This window comes from Flavihumibacter sp. ZG627 (genome assembly GCF_000814325.1).
Classification (GTDB): Bacteria; Bacteroidota; Bacteroidia; order Chitinophagales; family Chitinophagaceae; genus Flavihumibacter.
The window spans coordinates 107,152-129,596 of the sequence record NZ_JPHF01000003.1 but is presented as its reverse complement, the minus strand read 5'-3'; the positions used below and the strand labels follow the sequence as shown (position 1 = coordinate 129,596).

The window sequence follows — 22,445 nt, the reverse complement described above, 5'->3', positions numbered from 1 at the left end:
GACGCCTAACCTGGCAGTATTAAAACTCAGCACTCTTTGGCGTACGCGGGAAAGCGATTACATCCCGGATATTACCCATTCCAGTAACAAAGAGCACCATGCGTTCAAAACCAAGTCCGAAGCCCGCATGCGGCACTGTTCCGAATCGGCGTGTATCGAGATACCACCAGAGTTCATCCACAGGGATGTGCATCTCTTTCATGCGCGCCTCTAGCTTTTCCATCCGCTCCTCCCTTTGTGATCCGCCAACAATTTCACCAATGCCCGGCGCCAAAATATCCATTGCGGCTACCGTTTTGCCATCATCGTTCTGTCGCATATAAAATGCTTTGATATCCTTTGGATAATTGGTGACGATAACTGGTTTTTTGAAATGCTTTTCCACCAGGTAACGCTCATGCTCACTCTGCATATCAATACCCCATTTCACCTCATACTGAAATTTCTTCTTTTTATAAGCGGGCGATTGAAGCAGAATGTCAATTGCCTCTGTATAAGTGATGCGTTCGAAATTATTATTAAGAACAAATTCTAATTTCTCGAGAAGTGGCATGTCAGTACGCTTGTCGGCAGGAAGTTGTTTTTCTTCTTCAGCAAGTCGGTTGGCAAGAAACTCCAGATCTTCCCGGTTGTTCTCCATCACAAAGCCAATGATGTATTTGATAAATTCCTCAGCCAGATTCATGTTGTCTTCGAGATCAGAGAATGCCATTTCTGGTTCAACCATCCAGAATTCAGCCAGGTGACGCGTAGTATTTGAGTTTTCAGCACGGAATGTTGGTCCGAAAGTATAGATATCCCCAAAAGCTGTGGCACCAAGTTCTCCCTCCAACTGACCGCTGACAGTAAGGTTTGTGCTCTTTCCGAAAAAATCTTCCCGGAAATTAATGCTGCCATCATCATTGCGTGGTGGATTGTCAAATGGAAGAGTGCTCACCCGAAACATTTCACCAGCACCCTCAGCGTCACTGGCGGTAATTATAGGCGTGTGCAAATACAGAAAGCCTTTCTCATGAAAGAATTTATGTATGGCGAATGCTATTGAATGGCGAACCCGGAAAATGGATCCGAATGTATTGGTTCGGAAACGCAGGTGCGCCTTCTCACGTAAAAATTCCAGACTATGTTTTTTTGGCTGAAGGGGATACTTTTCAGGATCGCTATCACCAAGTATTTCAACTGCCGATGCCTTAAGCTCGAGCTTTTGTCCCTTGCCCTGTGATGGGATTACTGTGCCTGTAACCTTTAAAGAGGCACTGGTGGTAATGCGTTTCAGAATTTCATCATCAAATTGTCCGAGGGTGACCACTATCTGTAAATTAGTATTGGTTGAACCATCATTTAGTGCAATGAACTGGTTGTTGCGAAAGGTTCTTACCCATCCCATAACTGTAACTTCCTGACCTGAAGGATTCCAGGTAAGCAGCTCTTTTATCTTTACGCGCTTGTTGAACATAGCCTTTGTTTAAGGAGGGCAAAGATAAGCCGATTCGTAGTTTGGGCAGTTCATATGTATTTTTATAATCAACATTTATCATGAGAATAGCTTTTTTTTCAACCCAATCATATGACAGGCAGTTTTTCAATCGCTTCAATACCCTGCATGAAATAGTATACTTAGACGCACCCCTGAATGCCCAAACGGCTGCCCTGGCGGCGGGAACAGCTGCTGTATGTGTTTTCGTCAATGATAAACTTCAAGCCGATACCCTTGAAATGCTAAACCTCCATGGTATAAGACTTATCGCTTTACGCTGTGCCGGGTATAATAATATTGACCTTGAATCAGCTCAAAAATTAGGTATAACCATCGTACGGGTGCCAGCCTATTCACCGCATGCTGTTGCAGAACATGCCGTTGCACTTATAATGACACTTAACAGGAAAACGCATAAGGCATATAACAGGATCAGGGAGGGTAATTTTTCCCTGGAGAAGCTGGATGGTTTTGACCTTTACGGTAAAACAGTTGGTGTGATCGGAACTGGGCGAATAGGCGAGTCATTTGCCAAAATCATGCTCGGTTTTGGTTGCAGGGTGTTGGCTTTTGACATTATACCCCATAAAGATTTGCAAGCAAGGGGGGTGGAATACATGTCTCTTATTAACCTGCTTTCTGAAAGCAAGGTCATTTCTTTGCATTGTCCGCTTAATGACCAAACTCATCACCTTATTAACGCTGAAACCTTATCGGTAATGCAACGCGGCGCCATGCTCATCAATACCAGCCGCGGCGGCCTCATAAATACCGCCGATGTTATTGAAGCTTTAAAGAAAGGACATTTGGGCTATCTGGGCATTGACGTATATGAGCAGGAGGAAAATCTCTTTTTCTATGACCGCAGCGGAGAACTGATTGATGATGATGACATACTTCGATTGATAAGCTTTCCTAATGTATTGCTAACCTCACACCAGGGCTTTTTCACGGAGGAGGCACTCATCCAGATTGCGATTACCACACTGGGTAATATCACGGATTTTGAAGCAGGAAAGCCTTTGGAGAATGTGGTAAGTGGATAAGAGACCAAAAAAAAACAGGATTTTTTTTTGGATATGGCCTTTTTAGCCTAAAATTGCAATTGGAACCAAGCTGATCAGTTCATCTTCCAGCTCACCGACTCGTCACTTGTAGTACACCCAATCAATAATTCATTCCATTTTTCAAGAAGTAAGGCTGATTGAAATCTCACAAAACGCACAAGTCTTAGTATGTATGACATTCTGCAACTGAACGACATGCTCGTTCCTGAGTTGCTCGATATTGCGGAGCAACTTAAAATTCCAGGTGCAAAAAAACTCGATAAACAGGAACTCGTTTACAAGATCCTGGATAAGCAGGCAGTTACTGCCAGTGAAGGGAAAGGCACAGATTCCGGAGCTTCCAATAAGAGAAAACGTATCGTTAAAGCAACTACAGCTAATTCTACGGAAGAGGCAGAAGTTATGAGCGAAGAAGATCTCAAACCAAGGCCGGAAGCTAAAAAAGTAATAGCCAAAAAGGAAGAAGTTGTTGCTGATGCAGCCCCTGCACGCGCGGCGGAAAAACCCGCAGTTAAAAGAGGTCGTAAAAAGGCAGAAGAACCAACCCCGGAACCTGCATTCAATGAAAAGCAGGAATCGCGTGAAGCAGCTACTGTTGTTGCCGAACCTGAGGCGCCTGAGATAGCACCTAAAACTGATGAACCTGCCCCCGTGGCGGCTCCCGCTGAACAACAACAGAATCGTCCCCACCAGTCGCAGCCTCAGCAAATGCAGCAACAACGCCGCGACAGAGATTTCTTCAATATTGAATTCGATGGTGTGATACCAGCCGAAGGTGTATTAGAAATGATGCCGGACGGGTATGGTTTCCTTCGCAGCAGTGATTATAACTACCTCTCCTCTCCCGATGATATTTATGTATCACCCTCTCAGATAAAATTATTCGGGCTAAAAACAGGCGATACCGTAAATGGATCTGTTCGCCCACCGAAAGAAGGAGAGAAATATTTTGCCCTGTTAAAGGTTGAAACAATTAATGGACGCACGCCTGAAGAAGTGCGCGATCGCGTTCCGTTTGATTACCTCACACCACTATTTCCATTTGAAAAGATGAATCTTTTCACTGAACCAAATGGCTATAGTACAAGGATGATCGATCTTTTCACTCCAATTGGTAAAGGCCAGAGAGGACTTATTGTTGCACAACCCAAAACTGGTAAAACAGTTCTTCTCAAAGAAGTTGCCAACGCTATCTCCGCGAATCACCCCGAATGTTACCTGATGGTAGTTCTTATTGATGAACGACCAGAAGAAGTAACAGATATGGAACGAAGTGTAAAAGCGGAAGTAATAGCTTCAACATTTGATGAACCAGCTGAGAAGCACGTAAAAGTATCTACTATGGCATTGCAGAAGGCAAAGCGATTGGTAGAGTGCGGACATGATGTTGTGATTCTCCTTGATTCAATAACCCGTTTGGCGCGTGCACATAATACTGTAGCACCATCGTCCGGAAAAGTATTAAGTGGTGGCGTAGAAGCTAACGCTATGCAGAAGCCTAAGCAATTCTTTGGCGCGGCTCGTAAAATCGAGAATGGCGGATCACTCACTATTCTGGCAACAGCATTGATCGATACCGGTTCCAAGATGGATGAAGTGATTTTCGAAGAGTTTAAAGGTACCGGTAATATGGAACTTCAGCTTGATCGTCGCCTGTCCAACCGACGCGTTTACCCGGCAATTGACCTTGTAGCATCTTCAACCAGGAGAGACGATCTGCTTCTTGACCGCGATGTGCTGCAACGCATGAACCTGTTGCGGCTTTATCTCAATGATATGAATACAGAAGAAGCAATGTCGGAATTACTTAAACGTATGAGGGGAACAAAAAGCAATGAAGAATTCCTCGCGAGCATGAACAGATAATCATGATCTTTTAAATATTCAAAGCTGGCCTTCTGAAGGTCAGCTTTGTTGTTTAGCTATGGCAGTAAAACCTATTGTAATTGAATCGTTTCTTGAATTGGCAGCCAGCCATCCTGTTCTGGATGTACGCAGCCCATCAGAATTTAACCATGCTCATATACCGGGCGCTTATTCCTTACCGTTGTTTACAGATGAAGAGCGTAAGGTTGTTGGCACTGCCTATAAACAGCAGTGTCGCGAACAGGCAATAAAGATCGGGCTGGATTTTTTTGGCCCTAAGATGCGGCCCATGGTTGATGAAGTGGAGAAACTGCTTCAAGCTCATCATTTTCAGCAGGCAAATATCAATCCCATCAATAATTCAAATGATGTTCCTCAAACCGTACTTGTCCACTGCTGGCGGGGCGGAATGAGATCGGGCGGAGTAGCCTGGCTACTTGATCTTTATGGTTTCAGGGTTTATACCCTTATAGGTGGTTATAAATCATTCAGGCATCACATTCTTGAACAATTTGAATTAGAGGTTGATTTAAAAATTCTTGGCGGGTACACTGGTACTGGCAAAACAGAAATTCTTCAGAAATTGGAAAGGCTTGGAGAGCCCATTATAGATCTGGAGGCTCTCGCCATGCACAAGGGTTCTGCCTTCGGGCATTTGGGGCAACCCGAACAACCTTCCCAGGAAATGTTTGAAAACCTCCTGGGGATGAAATTGCTCCAATGGCATAATACAAACGAAACAGCGGGCAAAGCTATCTGGGCAGAGGATGAAAGCCTCAGGATCGGAAACCTTTTGATACCACAGCCTTTTTACAAACAAATGCGAAGCTCTCCCTGTTATTTTCTTGATGTTCCTTTTGAAGAACGACTTGATTTTATCGTTAAAGATTATGGCAAAGCAGATCGTGATAAACTTATAGGTGCAGTCCTGAGGATCCAGAAAAGACTTGGCGGACTGGAAACTAAAACTGCCATAAACAGCCTGATAGAAAATGATATCAGGTCCTCATTTGCCATCCTTCTGAAATACTACGACAAGTGGTACCTGAAAGGCCTCGATAGCCGCGAGCCGGGCACACCTGTAATAGCCCTTAAAGGATCTGCAGTGGATCATGTTCGCAATGCGCAATTATTATTGAATCAACTGAAACAGAATTGACATGTATGAAACCAGTTATTCTCTTACACAATATTCTCATGGTGCAGGCTGTGGATGTAAAATATCACCCCAGGTATTAGAGCAGATTCTTCATTCCGAACAACCTGATCAAAAATTCCCGGAATTACTTGTGGGTAATCATTCCAAAGATGATGCGGCTGTATATGACCTGGGAAATGACCAGGCATTGATATCGACCACCGATTTTTTTATGCCAATTGTTGATGATGCATTTGATTTTGGACGCATCGCTGCCGCAAATGCTATCAGTGATGTTTATGCGATGGGGGGAAAACCAATCATGGCCATTGCCATTCTTGGATGGCCGGTAGAAAAATTACCCGCTTCACTCGCGCAAAAGGTATTGGAAGGCGCAAGGTCGATATGTGCAGAAGCAGGAATACCATTGGCCGGGGGACATAGCATTGATTCACCCGAACCACTTTTTGGCTTATCTGTGAATGGACTTGCCAACCATAAAGATCTTAAGCAGAACAATTCTGCCCGTGTCGGAGATCTGTTATTCCTTACTAAAGCCCTGGGTACCGGTGTTCTTTCTACCGCAATGAAACGCAATCTGCTTGAGCCTGACCATTTCCAACCATTTATTGACCAGTTGGTATTACTGAACAAACTGGGTGCAACAATCGGGAAAATTGAAGGGGTTCATGCCATGACCGATGTTACTGGCTTTGGACTACTGGGTCACTTACTGGAAATGGCAGAAGGCAGTGGGCTGTCGGCAGAAATTTATTACGCTGCAATTCCCACCCTGCCTGGCGTTAAAGAATATATTTCCAAACGAATTATTCCGGATGCCACCTTCAGAAACTGGAACAGTTACAGTTCCCATGTAGGTTTTGCAAAAGGTGTGAATGTTATGGAAGCTTTCAGTCTGTTACCCGATCCGCAAACCAATGGGGGCTTACTCATTTCTGTTGATCCGAATATGGCTCACAAAGTTCGTGAACAGTTGTCAGAAGCCGGTCTCATTCAGTACCTGGAACCCATTGGGAGAATGGTATTAGCAGGAGATAAAAGGATTATGGTACAGTAATGATCATGACGACTTGTATATTTTATCAATTGCAGCAGCAAGCTTTTTGTCCTTTTCTGTTACAATATTCCCAGCACTATGGGTACGCAGCCATACTTCCACAATATTCCAAACATTTGTCCATTTTGGATGATGGTCCATTTTCTCTGCTTCAAGCGCAACCCTTGTCATAAAGGCGAATGCTTCTGAAAAATCTTTGAATTCAAATTTTCTATAGAGTTGATCATCTGTTTCGTTCCACATAAAAAAATTTATTAATTAAAAGAAATGACTGACTTCTGCAGCAGGTGTTGGTTATTCCCTATTCTTCGGAAAATTAATTTTCTTTCAGCCCGAAATCCGCTTTTAAGAATTGCTGTACGCGAAGAGAGGTTTTCTTTTCTTACTATGGTTATCACTTTCCCCTTCCCTTCCTGGTAAACCTTATTCATTCTCGCAGTCAGCAATACTTTCTGCAAACCATTGCCCCGGTGTTCCGGCAGGCAAAAGGCATCGAGGAGATAGGCTTCATCTTCATCAGGAACAAGCCCGTGGTTCTTTATAAAACCGGGTAATTCAATTGAGTCCATCGACATCCATGCAAAGGCAACCAGTTCGTCCCCTTTATATGCTCCAAAAACAGAATATCCACCGCTATTGATTCGGGCGGTAAACCTGCTGATATTATTATCGGTAAAATGCATGGAGGCAGCACTCTTCAAAGCTTCAAGGTCAATTTCGCGGATCAGGTAACCAGTGGGACTATTCAATGACCGGATGCTATTCAGCTTTTTTCCATAAACAATGAATGATTCAATATAAATGGAAAATTTCTGTAAGGCAGATTTCAACAATACTACCGGAAAGTTAAGTGCCCCGTATTGCTTAAAACTATTACGGAATTTTTGAAGCATCCCTCAATTTCGGCAAATAAAGTTGGACTAGAAAATCAGGTGTTCTTTGTGCTTGATCTTTTCATTGGTAAGTTCAGTTACCAGTTGTACTGCATTGATTGCACGGATATTCTGGATAATCTCCGCTATGAATGTTGCGCCCACCTCATCACCCTTTATCAGCCATAAAAAATCCAGGTGTCTGAACTCGGGCAATAAATACTCACCGTCATGATGATTCTTATATAGATAGTGGGTTAGATATTGGTTGGGTTCTGCATACTGGTAAATTGGAAAATAGTAATTGCGGTTCTTTTTGTTCATCTGGATCTCGATCTCATTGTTAACCCTGAACTGAAAACGAAACCGTTGGTTAAGTTGCCAGCAGAATTGATAGTCCCGGATCGGCGCAACGATTCCCAGCAAATGGGCATCGCAGAAAAAATCATCTGCCGCACCGGACATATCTAGTTTCAATTTCATATTTATCCCGGTTGTCAAAAACGAATATCGGCAGAAAGCTCGTTATCTCCCCTTTTATAACGCACACTGGTGCTGTCACCTTTTTTGAATTTGGAGAGAGCCTGCATATATGATTCCACACTGCTGGTTCGGTGTTCCCCTAATTGAAGAATAATATCCCCGGCTTGTATGCCCCCTTTAATTGCAGGTCGGCCATCGCTAACGCCATCAACCCTTACGCCATTTCCGCTATAACTGTAATCGGGCATTATGCCAAGGCTCACACTGAATCTTGTGGAAGTAACAGTTTGCTGTTCACGTGTTTTTGTAAATACAAGTTTGTTCTGGACAGGTGTTTTCTTCATTACATTTTCAACCAGCTGGAGAATTCTGTACTGCCCTTCATAGTTGATCCTTTCGGCATCATCTCCTGGCTTGTGGTAATCAGTATGTAATCCGGTGAAGAAAAATAAAACAGGAAGATCTTTTCTGTAGAACGAAGAATGATCGCTTGGGCCTGTACCACTACTGTCGAATTTGATCTGGAAATACCGGGTATCACTGATTGAACTAAATGTGGACGCCCAGGATGGAGAAGTGCCTATTCCTCCCACAGTAAGCGTCCTGGAGCTATCATTAAGCCGACCAACCATATCCATATTTATCATATAGCTGACCTGGCTTAATGGAATAGTAGCATTTTCGGTAAAAAATTTTGATCCAAAAAGTCCAAGCTCTTCGGCAGAAAAAGCAATGAATAAGTAATTCGCGCTGCTTTTCTTCTCCATTTTCAGCTTACGGGCAAGTTCAATAAGCGCTGCCGTTCCACTCGCATTATCATCGGCACCATTATGTATTAAACGCTCATTGGTGCGAAGCATAGAATTACCATCTTCTCCGTAACCAAGATGATCATAATGAGCTCCCACAATCACTGTATACGGAGCATTGTTGTTAATGAAGCCAATTACATTATTACCTGTGCGCTCTTTAATCCTGAAACCAGTCTTCATTTTGATTTCAAGCGTGGCAGTTTCATCGTCAAAATATTTCTTTGAAACATTCTCTGAAACATAGATCACGGGAAGGGGTAGTTGATCGCCTCTTTGCTTGGGATTGAAAACCTGGCTGCTGTCATTATAGAGCAATAATGCCGTAGCTCCTTTTTCTGCAGCATCCTTAGCCTTCAGGAGAATATTTGCCTCAGCGTCAAAATGAGGGTTATCCTTGTTAGCATCCCTTTCAGCACCAAGATCCAGAAACCATGGAACGCCTTCTTCTCTTAAAGCAATGGAAGGCATCGCTTCAATGATTTTTTCAGGTGATAATGCATAGGGGAAGTAATCTTTCTTGTTGATCTCATGTTCATCAATGAAGAGGTAACTATCACCTGAATAATCCTTCCCATCATTTATGGGGAATGGCTGAAACCAACCATCCTTATCTCCTTTTGGCATTAACCCGATTTTCTGGAATTCGTTGCTAATATATGTTCTTGCCAGCTCCTCTCCGGCAGTGCCGGCTCTGCGGCCTTCCAACCTGTCGTCTGACAGGTATTTAACATGTTTTTGTAAGTTACTAATGACAAGCTTATCTGATTTTTTCAGCTTCTGTGCCTGTACCTGGTAAGTGTTCAATATGCTTGCTGCAATCGCAACACGGAGAAAAAGATTCATAGAGATCAATTCTTTAGAAACAAAGGTATCATTGCGAAGGCGAATACCATGCCGTAAAAACAATAATTAATATGGTTATCTGCCACTCTTTCCGTTACTTTTGCAGATTGGCCTGCCCACAACCAAGCAGCAGTCCCGATAAAAGAATATACGAATGGCTTTACCGCACCTTATTAAATATGTTTATACCAATGGAACCGATGAAGTTATCAGGAGAGGAAAAAAAATCCATGCCATCGGCTATGTTGAACTGGTAGAATATGATGAATTACTGGGATCTGTTACCTTCAGGGTAAAGGATGACAGCTATGCTACATTCTATAAGGTGTATGTTCAGAAATTCTCAGACCCAAAGAGTTTATCCGTTAGATGCAGCTGCCCTTATAACCTTGGCGATATCTGTCGCCATGAAGCCGCAGCACTGATACAGTTACAGGAACTGCTTGATAAAAATCTCTTGTTGGCCGAGGAAGTTGTTTATGATCAGCGTCATACGGTTATTAAGATGAAGTCCATCGATCTGAAAACGATCCGACTCCTGAGTGGACAGGAAACATATAATGAAGCGGAACAGTATTTACGTACATCAAAGGCTAATATTGAATCTGCTGCCGATGAAGTGGTGAAGGCAACAGTTGATCTGGTAGGCCGCCAATATAAAGTGGTGATCCGTAAGAACGAAGAACGCAACTTTGATACCAGTTGTGATTATGTTGATACTAAACATCCACTTTGCCTGCCAAAGGTTATTGTTTTTCTTCAGTTACTAAACTCATTTGGCCCTAACTATTTTGATTCAATCAGGAATTGGGATAAAGAGAAGAATAAATTACTTGAAGCCTACGGATATAGCCTAAGTGATGACCTGAAGGGTAAATTTGAATTTGCATATAAAGAAGGCAAGCCTTTCCTTAGGGTGCTTGACAACTCCATTAAAAGGATCAATCCTTTACAGGCCAACAAACCTAAACCAGTGGAAGTTGCTGTTCTAACAGAAGAAGCCGAGCAGGAACAAAATGATAAGGAAGAAGCTACTGCCCAACGAATCGGCATTGTATTGAATCTCCATCCGCGTTCTTATCCCGGTTTTTTACTGGAAGCAGTACAGGGAGAAGCAGATGAACAACAGCAAAAGCTTCTCGGTAAAGTTGAAAAAATAGATCTGACCAAATATGTAAATGCTGAGATATACCCTGAGTCGGATCGTGCCCTTATTCCGGCGCTGCGCAGGATGCAGGAAACAGAACTCACCAAATATCTTAACAGGAATTCACCTTTTAGCGGTATCTGGGAAAATATTATTCATCATGAAAGTGATGACCTTCCCGCAGAAACAAAACACCTGGTTGTTGAGTATATGCAGCCGAAATTGCGGAAACTAATGAATGAGGTGGCCGATAGCCCATTTATTTATATGCTTCCGCCCAACAAGGTTTTCAAGACCGATAACCTGCAATCTATCGGAATAGTGACAGAACCCCTCATACCTTATTTCCGGGTTCAACAGAAGAAGACCCAATATGAGATAACCTGTTATGTAAAGATCAATGGGAAGGAACTGAAACTTACAGATAATCAGATCAACAGCAACCTTTTATTCCTGTATAATGAAAATCTTTACTGCTGGCGTAATGAGGAAGATGTGAATCGCGTGGAAACCTTTATGCCGAAGGGAAGTATCACTATTACAAAAAGCACCTGGCAGATGCAACTCAAACAGCTTGTTCTGCCGTTAGCAAAACATTATCAAGTTGAGTTTGATGCTGCTATCATATCTTCTTATAAGGACGGAGATCCTGAGCGTATCCTAATGCTCCAGGAAAAGGGCGATTACCTAGTTTTCCAGCCCATATTCTCCTATAAAGGCTTCGAGACCAAACCAGGCGATAAGGATGAGATCATTGTTCCGGACGGCGATAAGGTAATGATCGTACATAGAAACAAAGAAGTAGAATCACAATTTCTACAGAAGCTGGAGGCATTACACTCCAATTTTATCCGTCCGGATGGCTCACAGAACCTGGTCCTGAAGGGTGCAGATGTACTCCGCAATAACTGGTTTTTCTTGTTTGTGGACGCCATGAAAGACATGAAAGTGCCTGTATTCGGATTTGAAGCACTTCGGAATTTTCGATTTAATACAGCAAAGCCACAAACCAGGATACAGATCAGCAGCAATACTGATTGGTTTGATGCCAAAGTGGATATTGTTTTCGGCGACCTGAAAGTGACCGTTGCAGAAGTGAAGAGAGCGCTGGCCAACAAGCAGCAATTTGTTCAATTGGAGGACGGGTCTCTTGGAATTTTACCGGAAGAGTGGATCAAGAAATATTCCTTATTGTTTCGTATTGGTGAAGGAAAAGCACAGAGTCTGCGGCTATCCAAATACCATATGAGCGTCATTGATGAACTCTACAATGAGCGCAATGAAGAAGAGTTGTTCATACAACTGGAAGAGAAATATGATCGGCTGCGAGGCTTCAAAAGTATCCGCGAAGTGATGCCGCCAGAGCACTTGCTGCCCATTCTACGGCCTTACCAGGCCTTCGGTTTCCAGTGGATCAATTACCTAAGTGAAGTGAATTGGGGTGGAATCCTGGCTGATGATATGGGTCTTGGTAAAACGGTGCAGGCATTGAGCTTCCTGCAGCACTACCGCGATACACACCATGAATTGAAAGCTCTTGTTGTTTGTCCCACCACCCTTATGTTCAACTGGGAAAACGAAATCCGGAAATTTACCCCAACTCTTACCTATCATATACATCATGGTGGCGAGCGCTCTCGTAATAAAGCGATGCTCGCTGAAAAGAATGTTATTATCACCACCTATGGCACACTGAGAAGTGATATTAAAATGCTGGTGGAAATGGAATTTGATTATGTTGTTCTGGACGAATCACAGGCTATCAAGAACCCGGCAAGCAAGGTTACAAAAGCAGCTTCTCTGTTGAAAGCAAAACATCGTTTGTGCATGAGCGGTACTCCGTTACAGAATAATACGTTCGACATATACGCCCAGATGAATTTCCTGAATCCGGGTATGCTGGGTAGTATGGAGTTTTTCAGACAGGAATTTGCTATCCCCATTGATAAATTTGGCGAGCCCGACCGGAAGGACCATCTCCGTAAGATACTTTTCCCTTTTATTCTGCGCCGTACAAAGGAACAGGTGGCAAAAGACCTTCCAGAGAAAGTGGAAACCATCCTTTGGTGTGAAATGGAAGATGAGCAGCGTAAAATCTATGATGCCTACCGTAATGATTACCGCGATAAGATCCTTGGCACCATTGAAGCACAGGGAATGCAGAAATCTCAGCTTACCATTTTACAGGGATTAATGAAACTTCGCCAGATCTGTGATTCTCCCGCCATACTGAATGAACAGGATAAGTTTGAGAACCATTCTATCAAGCTGGAAGAGCTTGGTCGGGAGATCAGTGAGAATATCAGTAACCACAAGGCCCTCGTATTCTCACAGTTTCTGGGAATGCTGGCGCTTATCCGGAAGAAACTGGAGGAGCTTGGTGTGGATTATGAATACTTTGATGGCAGCACATCTGCCATCGATCGCGAAAAGGCCATCCAGCGGTTCCAGAAAGATGATAACTGCCGTGTATTCCTTATTTCATTAAAAGCTGGTGGGGTTGGCTTGAACCTTACGGCAGCAGATTACGTATATATTGTTGACCCATGGTGGAATCCTGCCGTTGAGCAGCAGGCTATCGACAGAACTCATCGTATAGGGCAAACGAAAAACATTTTTGCCTACAGGATGATATGTAAGGATACCATTGAGGATAAGATATTGCAATTGCAAGACAGGAAAAGAGTATTGGCACGAGACCTGATTGCCGATGACGAAGGATTTGTGAAGAACCTCACAAGAGAGGATGTAGAGTACCTGTTCAGCTAATAAAAAAGCCCCGCCGGTGCAGGCGGGGACGGGCACATACAAAAAGTGGTTTCAGAGGTAAGTGCCAGATATGTATTTGGGTTAGTATCTTGCCGACCGTCTGGCATAACCTGGCCTGTTCTCAATGGGTGATTCACCTTTGAATAGAACGCAACAGATGTATCTTATGAAATGGAAAAGATGTATGCCAGGTCGATAGCTATCCTTGTTGATCTTGATAGCGTGAGTATCGTAGTACATTGTATTACGTTTCATTGATACAGGTTTTTTGGTGTTGAATTACGATTAAAACGAATATACACTTATTTTATTGCTGATAATTAGTACAGAACACTTAAAGTATGGCCAAATCATTGTTCAGAAGAAAGTCGGGAACCGAAGCTGAGATGTCTTTTGTTGATCACCTGGAAGCGCTGCGCTGGCACATAATGCGCTCCTTACTTGCCATCATGGTGGGAGCAATTATCGTATTTGTTTATATGGATTTTTTCTTCGGGCGGGTTGTGATGGGCCCAACAAATAAAGATTTCATTACATACAAAGCTCTATGCTGGTTTAGCCACAAAGTGGGACTTGGAGATGCTATGTGCCTTGCTGATATTAATCTGAAGCTGATCAGTACAGAAATGAGCAGCCAGTTCATGATGAGCTTTACCATCGCTTTTGTTGGCGGACTTATAGTGGCTTTTCCATATGTATTCTGGGAGTTCTGGCGCTTTATCAGACCCGCGCTTACCGATAAGGAATTAAGTCGCACCCGCGGAGTTATCTTCTGGGTTTCATTTCTATTCTTCACAGGGGTTGCCTTCGGATATTTCCTGATTGCTCCTTACACCGTCAACTTTTTTGCCGCCTATACTTTAAGTCCTGATATCCAGAACACATTTACGGTTAGTAATTATATCGACAATATAGTATCCCTTGTTTTAGGCACCGGCATTGTATTTCAATTACCATTAGTTGTTTATTTCCTTGCCAAGGTGGGTATAGTAACAGCTTCATTCCTGCGTACATATCGCAAGTTTGCTGTGTTAATAATACTGATTATTGCCGCGGTAATTACCCCTCCTGATGTCATCAGCCAGCTGATAGTAACAGTTCCCCTCTGGTTTCTTTATGAAATAAGCATAAGCATTGCTGCAAGGGTCAACAAAGAAGATCTTGCTGAGCAAAACCTTCCCGAGGAATGGAGTTGAAAGGCCGGCAATAAATCCGAAATTTGAATTCACTAAAATATTCATCCTGATGTCAGATTTCTCTAAGCAGTTACCAGTTGCCATTGGAAGTGATCATGCCGGTTTCGAGTATAAGGAAGCCATTAAGAAGCATCTTGAATTGGCAGGCTGGCAGGTAAGGGACTTTGGTACCCGTAGTACTGATTCCGTTGATTATCCTGATTATGCACACCCCACTGCAGCCGCTGTTGAAGCCGGCGAAGTTACATTTGGAGTGCTGATCTGCGGTAGTGCAAATGGTGTTGCCATTACGGCAAATAAGCACCAGGGCGTGCGTGCAGGGCTTTGCTGGGATACTGAAGTTGCTAAACTCGTGCGCTTGCACAATGATGCTAATATAATTTGCCTTCCCGCTCGCTTCATTGCTTTGCAATATGCCATTCAAATGGTTGAAACTTTTGTCAATACCTCATTTGAAGGTGGCCGTCATGGAACAAGAGTTGGTAAGATGGCCTGCATGTAATCATTCCATAACAGATAATTCATTTTAAAACACATGAGAAATTTTTTTCTACTGCTGGCGCTGTTTCCGGCCACACTGGGCTTAGCTCAGAAAAAGGCAAAGTCACCTAAAAAGGTAAAGGTTGAGAAGATCGCAGCCTCCATAACAGAGGCAGAGCTTAAAGAACATCTTTACGTTATTGCCGGTGCAGAAATGGAAGGTCGCGAAACCGCCACTGAAGGCCAGCGTAAAGCAGCTTCATACATCGAGCAGCATTTTAAAAGCATAGGTCTGCTCCCTGGCAATAATGGAACTTATCAACAAACTTTTCCGGTATTTCGTGATTCACTTATTAATGCATCGCTAACTGTGAATGGCAAAGCATTTGATCTGAACAAGGATTTTCAGCCAACACTGCAACTTACAAGGCCTGGAAGCCAATATTTTTCTGAAGTTGTATTTGCGGGCCATGGCATCGTTGATCCCGATGCAGGTATCGATGATTACGGATCAATAGATGTAAAAGGGAAGGCAGTTCTTCTGCTTGACGGCGCACCCTCCAGTTACAAAACAACGAAGCGTGGATGGCGCGCTCCTAATGGTCTTTATGGAAAATATAATAGTGCCATGAGTAAAGGAGCCTCAGCTATCATCATTATTGGTAATGGTTTTCCGCGACAGGCATTACAGCCAAACGGCAATATGTACACGAATCTGTATGCTGACAAACAACCCGCAAGTCTCTTTACTGTTTCAACAGACCTTGCAACAGCAATTGTAGGCGAAAGCCTGAAAGATCTGATTGCCAGGGGAAAAGATGCAGCCATTGCGCCTGCTGTATTTAAGGCTAATACAATGCTCGAATTGCAAAAGAAGGTTAGCCAACTTGAAAGCACTAATGTGCTCGGTTATATTGAGGGCTCAGACAAAAAAGATGAATGGCTGATCCTTACGGCACATTATGATCATCTAGGTAAAAGAGGCGACGTCATTTACTATGGTGCCGACGACGATGGATCCGGTACTGTAGGGATAATGGAAATCGCCGAAGCTTTTGCCATGGCAAGGGCCGGGGGTAATGGTCCACGCAGGAATGTTCTGGTGATGGCAGTTAGTGGTGAGGAGAAGGGTCTCTGGGGTTCAGAATATTTCAGTGAAAATTCACCCGTGCCGATGGACAAAGTTACTGCTGACCTGAATATTGATATGATCGGTAGAGTTGATACCGAAAGAAAGTCAGCTGATACCCTGAACTATATCTATGTGGTTGGTGATGATAAGCTTAGTACTGAATTAAAGCCTATCAGCGAAATGGTGAATAAGAAGTATGTGAAACTAAGCCTTGATTACAAATACAATGATCCCGCCGATCCCAACCAGATCTATTTCAGAAGCGACCATTTCAACTTTGCAAGAAAAGGTGTACCGGTTATATTTTATTATGATGGAATGCTTCAGGCCGATTACCATAAACCAACTGATACACCAGACAAGATCAATTACAAATTATTGAAGAAGCGCGCAGATCTCGTTTTTTATACGGCATGGGAAATGGCTAATCGCGATAGTATGATCAAACGCGACCTTGAACTGCCTGCCATGGCGCGATAGTTCACTTTAACATTCTTTTGCCTTTTATTGGTTAAACCAGGTTCTTCAGGCATGGTCCTAGCATTGTATAAACATTCCATACTAAAAACACAATGACTATGACCAGAAAACCATTATTAAAAAGAATCATGCTGATGGGTTTAACCCTCGGTGCCCTGGTAATTGCCGGTTCCAGCTTTGCCCATGAAGGAAATGGTCCCGGTCATGATAAGTGGAAGAACGGAAAAGGAAAAAAGAAAGGTCATTATAAGGATAACCATAATGCCCGATATGAAGACGGCAGGTACGGGCGTGGCTCTTGTGATGGCCGTCACGATGATCGTCGTGATGATCGCCGATACGGAAAAAATGACCGCCGCTATGAACGTCGAGATGATGGCCGGTATGAGCGTCGTGGCGACCGTAGGGTTGACCAGCGAACAGACCGCAGAACTGACACCCGTCGCCCTTTTCCAGGCATTTTCGATAAAAGATCTTAAGTTGATCCGTACCCCAAAACAAAAGGCCGTCTCTAATGAATGAGACGGCCTTTTTAATTGCTGACTATTGCCGAATAACTTCCGAAGGATACTAAAACAATTGACGGCACCCTGACATCATCGTGACGGCACCGTATCGGCACCGTAAGACCATAATTACCATCCAAGTATATACGCAAAAATCAACGGAGCAACAATCGTTGCATCACTTTCAACAATATACTTAGGCGTATCAATGCTTAGTTTACCCCAGGTGATCTTTTCATTTGGAACAGCACCAGAGTAGGAACCATAAGAAGTTGTTGAATCACTAACCTGGCAGAAATAACTCCAGAATGGTACATCATGCCATTCCAGGTCCTGGTACATCATGGGAACAACACAGATCGGGAAATCTCCAGCAATTCCACCACCCAGCTGGAAAAAACCAACACCCTTTCCTCCGCTGTTATGCCTGTACCAATCGGCCAGCCAAACCATATATTCAATACCACTCTTCATGGTAGTTGCTTTCATTTCCTGCTTAATAATATAAGAAGCGAAAATATTTCCCATTGTACTGTCTTCCCATCCGCCCACAATAATGGGAAGATTTTTTTCTGCCGCAGCAATCATCCAGCTGTCCCTCGGATCAATTTCATAATCATCTTTCATCACGCCGCTGTTAAGAAGCTTGTACATGTATTCATGCGGAAAATATCGCTCTCCTGCTGCATCTGCATCTTTCCAAAGCTTAGCAACATGATGCTGTATCTTCCTGAAAGCTTCCTCTTCAGGAATGCAGGTGTCAGTTACCCTGTTCAGGCCCTTTTCCAGCAGCTCCCACTCTTGCTGCGGCGTGAGATCGCGGTAGTTGGGGATTCTCCTGTAATGAGAATGTGCTACCAGATTCATGATATCTTCTTCAAGGTTAGCACCTGTACATGATATTATATGGACTTTATCCTGGCGAATCATCTCAGCCAGTGAAACACCCAGCTCAGCAGTGCTCATCGCCCCCGCCAGCGTGATCATCATTTTCCCACCTTCCAACAGGTGTTGTTCATAGCCTTTCGCAGCATCTACAAGTGCCGCCGCATTGAAATGGCGATAATGATGCTGTATAAACTGCGAAACAGGACCTTTACTCATGATTATATATTTATGGAAAGCAAAGGTAAGGGAGATGGCACACAAAATGACCCCGCCTTACGGGGCGGGGCCAGACTTTCCAACAAAACCTCAGAGAAAAAAATTATTTCTTTATTCTTGAATATTCGGTCCATTCGCCTGCATTCTCACTTTTCAAGATCAACTGATGGGTCGCATTATGCATGGTAATGAAATAACGAGTTCCATCATTGGTAGCCATCTCAAACAGGCTGGTGATCCAATAGTCCGAATAGGAATTTTTGATTTCATTCATCAGCTGGATGGGCAGCTGGGTGGACAGGATGTTACGATATACTCCTATCAGTTCTCCCTCATCATTGAGATAGGCAAACATGACCTGACCATTGAGCGTGAATTGCGCTTTGTTAAGATCATTTGTCCGGGACCACGTAATCTGTTCTGCTCCTGAAAACTCTTTCTTAAAAGATTCTGTTACTCTCCAGTTTGTTTTCTTTACTGGATCTGAAATACTACCAGCAAAGCTGGTTGTTGCGATGATTAAGGTCAATACCACAACGGCTGTGATACGGTTCATTGTTATAAGGTTTAATAGTTTGTTACCTATGGGACGCAATGCCCATTAAAAGGTTACAATTTGTTTTTAATTTTTTTGGATACACTTAGATTTCCACTTCCATTAGCTGATATAATCATGCTTGATTTTTCACTGTTCAATGTTACATGATAAGTAGTGCTTCCGTTGGACATATGTTCAATTACATTTCCAACTACATGCTCAGGATAACGCTCGCCAATTGCTTTTGTTATCATGATTGGAAGATTCTCTTTGCTGATGTAACGCGCTGTGGCAACCAGTTCGCCATCAACATTGTAAAATGCACTGAGTTCGGTATCACGAAAGTTAAATGTTGCCTGGTACAAACCAGCCTCATCAAGTGATTTCCACTGAACGTTCTTTGCATCTGAAAATTCGGAACGAAATGCCTGGAGAACTTTTCCTGTAATAGGATCTACATTTGCAAAGCTTGAAAATGTAACGAAAGCAGTTGCTGCGATTACGATGATCTTTTTCATAACTTAAAAATTGAAAGGTTTAATGATTAATGTCGTTTGATTGTTTGACGATGTAAAAGTAATTAGGTTACACACTGAGGTCAAGCAAATAGTGATTGGTGGCATCCATCATCAAAGAATTCAAAAGAGCCTGATAAGATTAGCTGATTCAGGCAGCCCAAAATCTGTTTGAATCATTAGCATTTAAGCACACTGATAAAATTTGTTAAGTAAAAAATAAATCCCGGTTAAGCGATGGTTAAATTAGAGAAGTGGAAATCGTTTTTTAAAAATGACTACAATAGTTCAGGTTTTTACTTCCTCCATCTCATTAATTTGATTTTGTAAATTAGTTTTTAATGAACTTACTGGCGCATGCATATCTATCATTTCGTCAACCGGAATTACTGGTTGGCAATATGATCAGCGACTTTGTTAAGGGCCGGAAACGATTTGATTTCCCTGACGGAATACAAAAGGGGATAGCGCTTCACCGGGCGATTGACAGTTTCACCGATGAACACCTTGTTAATATCGAAGCGAAGAGAATATTCAAACCAGCAGTAGGTTTATACGGGGCAGCTTTTTTAGATGTTGCATATGACCATTTTCTTGCCGCCGATAATCTGGCCTTTCCAGCAGGTTCTCTTCCTGATTTTACGCAATGGGTTTACAAAACGATAGGCGGTTACCAGCACCATTTTCCCGAATCATTTGCCGGAATGTACCCCTATATGAGGGAACAGGATTGGCTTTCCAATTACCAATTCAGGTGGGGGATTGAAAAAAGTATGCAGGGGCTGGTGCGCCGGGCCCGTTACCTTGAGGATGCAAAACCTGCCTTTGATGCATTTGAAGCAAATATTGAACAACTGCAAAATGCCTATCACCGGTTTTTCCCTGAACTCCTGCTTTTTGTTACTAATTACTACAGAAATCATCTGATTAGTTCCCCGGGAATGCCTTCCTGATTTAGAAACCAGGAAACACCCGGAAACGTTCATGGCACGACCTTTCCAGAAATTCCCGGTCGTCGGGATGTGAAATACCAATAAGCGCTTCCGCCCGCTGCCGTAGGTTCTTCCCATATAAGTAAGCCACCCCGTACTCGGTCACTACATAATGTATATGTCCACGGGTAGTCACAACTCCCGCCCCCTGTTTAATGAAGGGAACAATTCTCGGCTCTCCGTGGGCCGTTCGCGAGGGAAGGGCTATAATGGGCTTACCCCCCTCGCTAAGCGCTGAGCCCCGCATGAAATCCATCTGTCCCCCTATCCCTGAATATTGATACGTGCCAATGGAGTCGGCACATACCTGGCCTGTAAGATCTATTTCAACAGCGCTGTTGATTGCTACCATTTTAGGATTACGCCTTATTACAGCAGTATCATTCACATAGTCGATATCGAGAAAGGCAAATGCTGGGTTGTCATCTATATAATCATATAGTCTCCTGGTTCCCAATGCAAAACCGGAAACCGATTTATTTGGATGGATAAGCTTATAACGGTTATTGACGATATCTTTCTCAATCAGGTCTATGATTCCATCACTACACATCTCAGTATGTATTCCAAGGTCGCGATGATTGCCTAGGCATTTCAGAACAGCATCGGGAATAGCCCCAATACCCATCTGCAAAGTGCTCCGGTCGTCAATCATTTCGGCTATATATTTCCCGATCTGCAGTTCTGCCTCTCCTCCTTTCTCCCCGAATATTGCCTCATGAAGCGGGTCCTCAGAATAAATCATCGCAGAAAAACGATTAACATGAATCATCCCGTCCCCATGTGTTCTGGGAACATTTGGATTCACTTGTGCTATCACATGCCTTGCAGTATTGACCGCCGATCGGGCTACATCTACCGAAGCGCCAAGGGAACAATAACCATGCTTGTCGGGCACCGAAACATGAACCATGGCCACATCAATAGGCAGGATGCCCTGTTTGAATAATTCAGGTATCTCACTCAGGAAAACAGGAACATAGTCTGCCCGGCCTTCTTTAACAGCTTCCCTTATACTCGCAGAAACAAAAAGTGAATTGATATGGAAATGCCCGCTGTATTCAGGCTTGTCAACCACCATATCGCCATAAACACTAATATTGACCAGCTCAACATTCCGCAGCCTTTCCTTTTGGGCGGCAAGCTCCCGCATCAGGAATGATGGTGTTTGCGCGCTTCCATGAACAAAAACACGGTGGCCCGATTGTATCACAGCTAAAGCCTCAGCAGCAGAAACAAAATGAATGGGAGGAAGCATTAAAAGTTTTGGACAAAATTAAACTTTAGCTTCCATCAACATTCTTGACTTATATCATGTGATGATATGCAGATTATTAGCTTACTGCTTTATTTTTGATACTCAATCAAGTTGTGAACATGAAAAGAATGATGCTGGTTTTAAGCCTTACTCTTATATCGATGACCATAATGGCACAGTCGCGTTTCCCTGCTGTTGACAAATCTCCTATGGATATGAGCTACTATCCGGCCAATTATCCCATCCTCAAAATACAAGACAAAGCCTCGGAGCCTCTGCTTGCAAGGGTGTTGTATAGCAGGCCGCAGAAAAATGGAAGGCAGGTTTTTGGGGAGCTCGTTGAAAATGGTTCAATATGGAGGCTGGGGGCAAATGAAGCCACCGAACTTGAGCTCTTCCGCGATGCCAGAATAGGCACACACCGCGTAAAGAAAGGCCGGTATACGCTTTACGCTATCCCCACGCAAAACAGGTGGACGCTTATCATCAATAAGGAAAATGATGTTTGGGGCGCTTTTAAATATGACCCTAAAAAAGATGTTGCAAGAGTAGATCTTCCCGTAGTTCGTAATGGTGATGTGCTGGAGTCTTTCAGCATGTATTTCGAAAAAGTCAGTAATAATATTAACCTTGTTATTGGCTGGGATGATGAATCGGTAAGAATGCCTATCAGCTTTTTCTGATATTTACAA

General features: G+C 43.2%; 21 protein-coding genes. 11 read left to right on the top strand and 10 right to left on the bottom strand.

The genetic code is table 11. The features are described 5' to 3' along the window. Positions 1-19: 19 nt before the first annotated feature. Positions 20-1,456 carry an asparagine--tRNA ligase gene (gene asnS, locus HY58_RS07445; RefSeq protein WP_039130115.1) on the bottom strand — a complete coding sequence of 479 codons (1,437 nt, stop codon included), beginning with the start codon at positions 1,454-1,456 and terminating at the stop codon, positions 20-22. An 80-nt stretch (positions 1,457-1,536) separates the two neighbouring features. Here asnS and HY58_RS07440 point away from each other — a divergent pair, with 80 nt between their 5' ends. From HY58_RS07440 to selD, 4 genes are all read left to right on the top strand, one after another. Further along, positions 1,537-2,523, top strand: coding sequence for a 2-hydroxyacid dehydrogenase (locus HY58_RS07440; RefSeq protein ID WP_039130111.1), 987 nt, complete (start codon positions 1,537-1,539; stop codon positions 2,521-2,523). A 189-nt stretch (positions 2,524-2,712) separates the two neighbouring features. Beyond that, positions 2,713-4,410 carry a transcription termination factor Rho gene (rho, locus tag HY58_RS07435; RefSeq protein ID WP_039130109.1) on the top strand — a complete coding sequence of 566 codons (1,698 nt, stop codon included), beginning with the start codon at positions 2,713-2,715 and terminating at the stop codon, positions 4,408-4,410. A gap of 58 nt (positions 4,411-4,468) precedes the next feature. Further along, complete coding sequence (gene mnmH, locus HY58_RS07430; RefSeq protein ID WP_039130107.1) at positions 4,469-5,569, top strand: tRNA 2-selenouridine(34) synthase MnmH; 1,101 nt, start codon at positions 4,469-4,471, stop codon at positions 5,567-5,569. Position 5,570: 1 nt separating this feature from the next. Beyond that, positions 5,571-6,626, top strand: coding sequence for a selenide, water dikinase SelD (gene selD / locus HY58_RS07425; protein WP_039130104.1), 1,056 nt, complete (start codon positions 5,571-5,573; stop codon positions 6,624-6,626). A gap of 3 nt (positions 6,627-6,629) precedes the next feature. Here selD and HY58_RS07420 read toward each other — a convergent pair whose 3' ends face one another. Genes HY58_RS07420 through HY58_RS18795 form a run of 4 tightly spaced genes read right to left on the bottom strand, consistent with a single transcriptional unit; the run spans position 6,630 to position 9,636 of the window. Beyond that, complete coding sequence (locus HY58_RS07420; protein WP_039130101.1) at positions 6,630-6,869, bottom strand: 4a-hydroxytetrahydrobiopterin dehydratase; 240 nt, start codon at positions 6,867-6,869, stop codon at positions 6,630-6,632. Between the two features lie 11 nt (positions 6,870-6,880). Then, entirely contained in the window at positions 6,881-7,519 is a 639-nt protein-coding gene (locus HY58_RS07415) for a GNAT family N-acetyltransferase (protein WP_039130099.1), read from the bottom strand. Positions 7,520-7,546: 27 nt separating this feature from the next. Beyond that, on the bottom strand, positions 7,547-7,981 hold the full coding sequence (locus HY58_RS07410; protein WP_039130096.1) for an IPExxxVDY family protein: 435 nt from the start codon (positions 7,979-7,981) through the stop codon (positions 7,547-7,549). A 14-nt stretch (positions 7,982-7,995) separates the two neighbouring features. After that, on the bottom strand, positions 7,996-9,636 hold the full coding sequence (locus HY58_RS18795) for a M20/M25/M40 family metallo-hydrolase (protein WP_052323926.1): 1,641 nt from the start codon (positions 9,634-9,636) through the stop codon (positions 7,996-7,998). 154 nt (positions 9,637-9,790) lie between these two features. Here HY58_RS18795 and HY58_RS07400 point away from each other — a divergent pair, with 154 nt between their 5' ends. Then, on the top strand, positions 9,791-13,552 hold the full coding sequence (locus HY58_RS07400) for a DEAD/DEAH box helicase (protein WP_039130094.1): 3,762 nt from the start codon (positions 9,791-9,793) through the stop codon (positions 13,550-13,552). Positions 13,553-13,633: 81 nt separating this feature from the next. Here HY58_RS07400 and HY58_RS19445 read toward each other — a convergent pair whose 3' ends face one another. Next, positions 13,634-13,807 carry a hypothetical protein gene (locus HY58_RS19445; RefSeq protein ID WP_156123612.1) on the bottom strand — a complete coding sequence of 58 codons (174 nt, stop codon included), beginning with the start codon at positions 13,805-13,807 and terminating at the stop codon, positions 13,634-13,636. Positions 13,808-13,893: 86 nt separating this feature from the next. Here HY58_RS19445 and tatC point away from each other — a divergent pair, with 86 nt between their 5' ends. The 4 genes from tatC to HY58_RS07380 all read left to right on the top strand — a co-directional run bounded on the left by tatC (position 13,894) and on the right by HY58_RS07380 (position 17,319). Further along, complete coding sequence (tatC, locus tag HY58_RS07395; protein ID WP_039130092.1) at positions 13,894-14,748, top strand: twin-arginine translocase subunit TatC; 855 nt, start codon at positions 13,894-13,896, stop codon at positions 14,746-14,748. 49 nt (positions 14,749-14,797) lie between these two features. Next, a complete protein-coding gene (rpiB, locus tag HY58_RS07390; protein WP_039131000.1) occupies positions 14,798-15,250 on the top strand; it encodes a ribose 5-phosphate isomerase B in 453 nt (150 codons plus the stop codon). 33 nt (positions 15,251-15,283) lie between these two features. Continuing rightward, positions 15,284-16,840, top strand: a complete 1,557-nt coding sequence (locus HY58_RS07385) for a M28 family peptidase (protein ID WP_039130089.1) — start codon at positions 15,284-15,286, stop codon at positions 16,838-16,840. 98 nt (positions 16,841-16,938) lie between these two features. Further along, positions 16,939-17,319, top strand: a complete 381-nt coding sequence (locus HY58_RS07380; protein WP_156123611.1) for a hypothetical protein — start codon at positions 16,939-16,941, stop codon at positions 17,317-17,319. A 156-nt stretch (positions 17,320-17,475) separates the two neighbouring features. Here the strand turns inward: HY58_RS07380 and HY58_RS07375 are convergent, their stop codons facing one another. The 3 genes from HY58_RS07375 to HY58_RS07365 form a co-directional block, all read right to left on the bottom strand. Next, positions 17,476-18,450, bottom strand: a complete 975-nt coding sequence (locus tag HY58_RS07375) for a deoxyhypusine synthase family protein (protein ID WP_039130083.1) — start codon at positions 18,448-18,450, stop codon at positions 17,476-17,478. A gap of 103 nt (positions 18,451-18,553) precedes the next feature. After that, positions 18,554-19,006 (bottom strand): hypothetical protein, encoded by a 453-nt coding sequence (locus tag HY58_RS07370; protein WP_156123610.1) that lies wholly within the window; start codon positions 19,004-19,006, stop codon positions 18,554-18,556. A 53-nt stretch (positions 19,007-19,059) separates the two neighbouring features. Further along, a complete protein-coding gene (locus tag HY58_RS07365) occupies positions 19,060-19,506 on the bottom strand; it encodes a hypothetical protein (protein WP_039130079.1) in 447 nt (148 codons plus the stop codon). Between the two features lie 338 nt (positions 19,507-19,844). On the opposite strand from HY58_RS07365, the gene HY58_RS07360 reads away from it, so the two are divergent. Then, a complete protein-coding gene (locus HY58_RS07360) occupies positions 19,845-20,456 on the top strand; it encodes an ACP phosphodiesterase (protein ID WP_039130076.1) in 612 nt (203 codons plus the stop codon). A 1-nt stretch (position 20,457) separates the two neighbouring features. Here HY58_RS07360 and HY58_RS07355 read toward each other — a convergent pair whose 3' ends face one another. Continuing rightward, positions 20,458-21,753, bottom strand: coding sequence for an acetyl-CoA hydrolase/transferase family protein (locus tag HY58_RS07355; protein ID WP_039130073.1), 1,296 nt, complete (start codon positions 21,751-21,753; stop codon positions 20,458-20,460). Positions 21,754-21,872: 119 nt separating this feature from the next. Between HY58_RS07355 and HY58_RS07350 the strand changes: the two genes are divergently transcribed. Further along, positions 21,873-22,436 (top strand): DUF2911 domain-containing protein, encoded by a 564-nt coding sequence (locus tag HY58_RS07350; RefSeq protein ID WP_039130071.1) that lies wholly within the window; start codon positions 21,873-21,875, stop codon positions 22,434-22,436. The last annotated feature ends 9 nt before the right edge of the window (positions 22,437-22,445 follow it).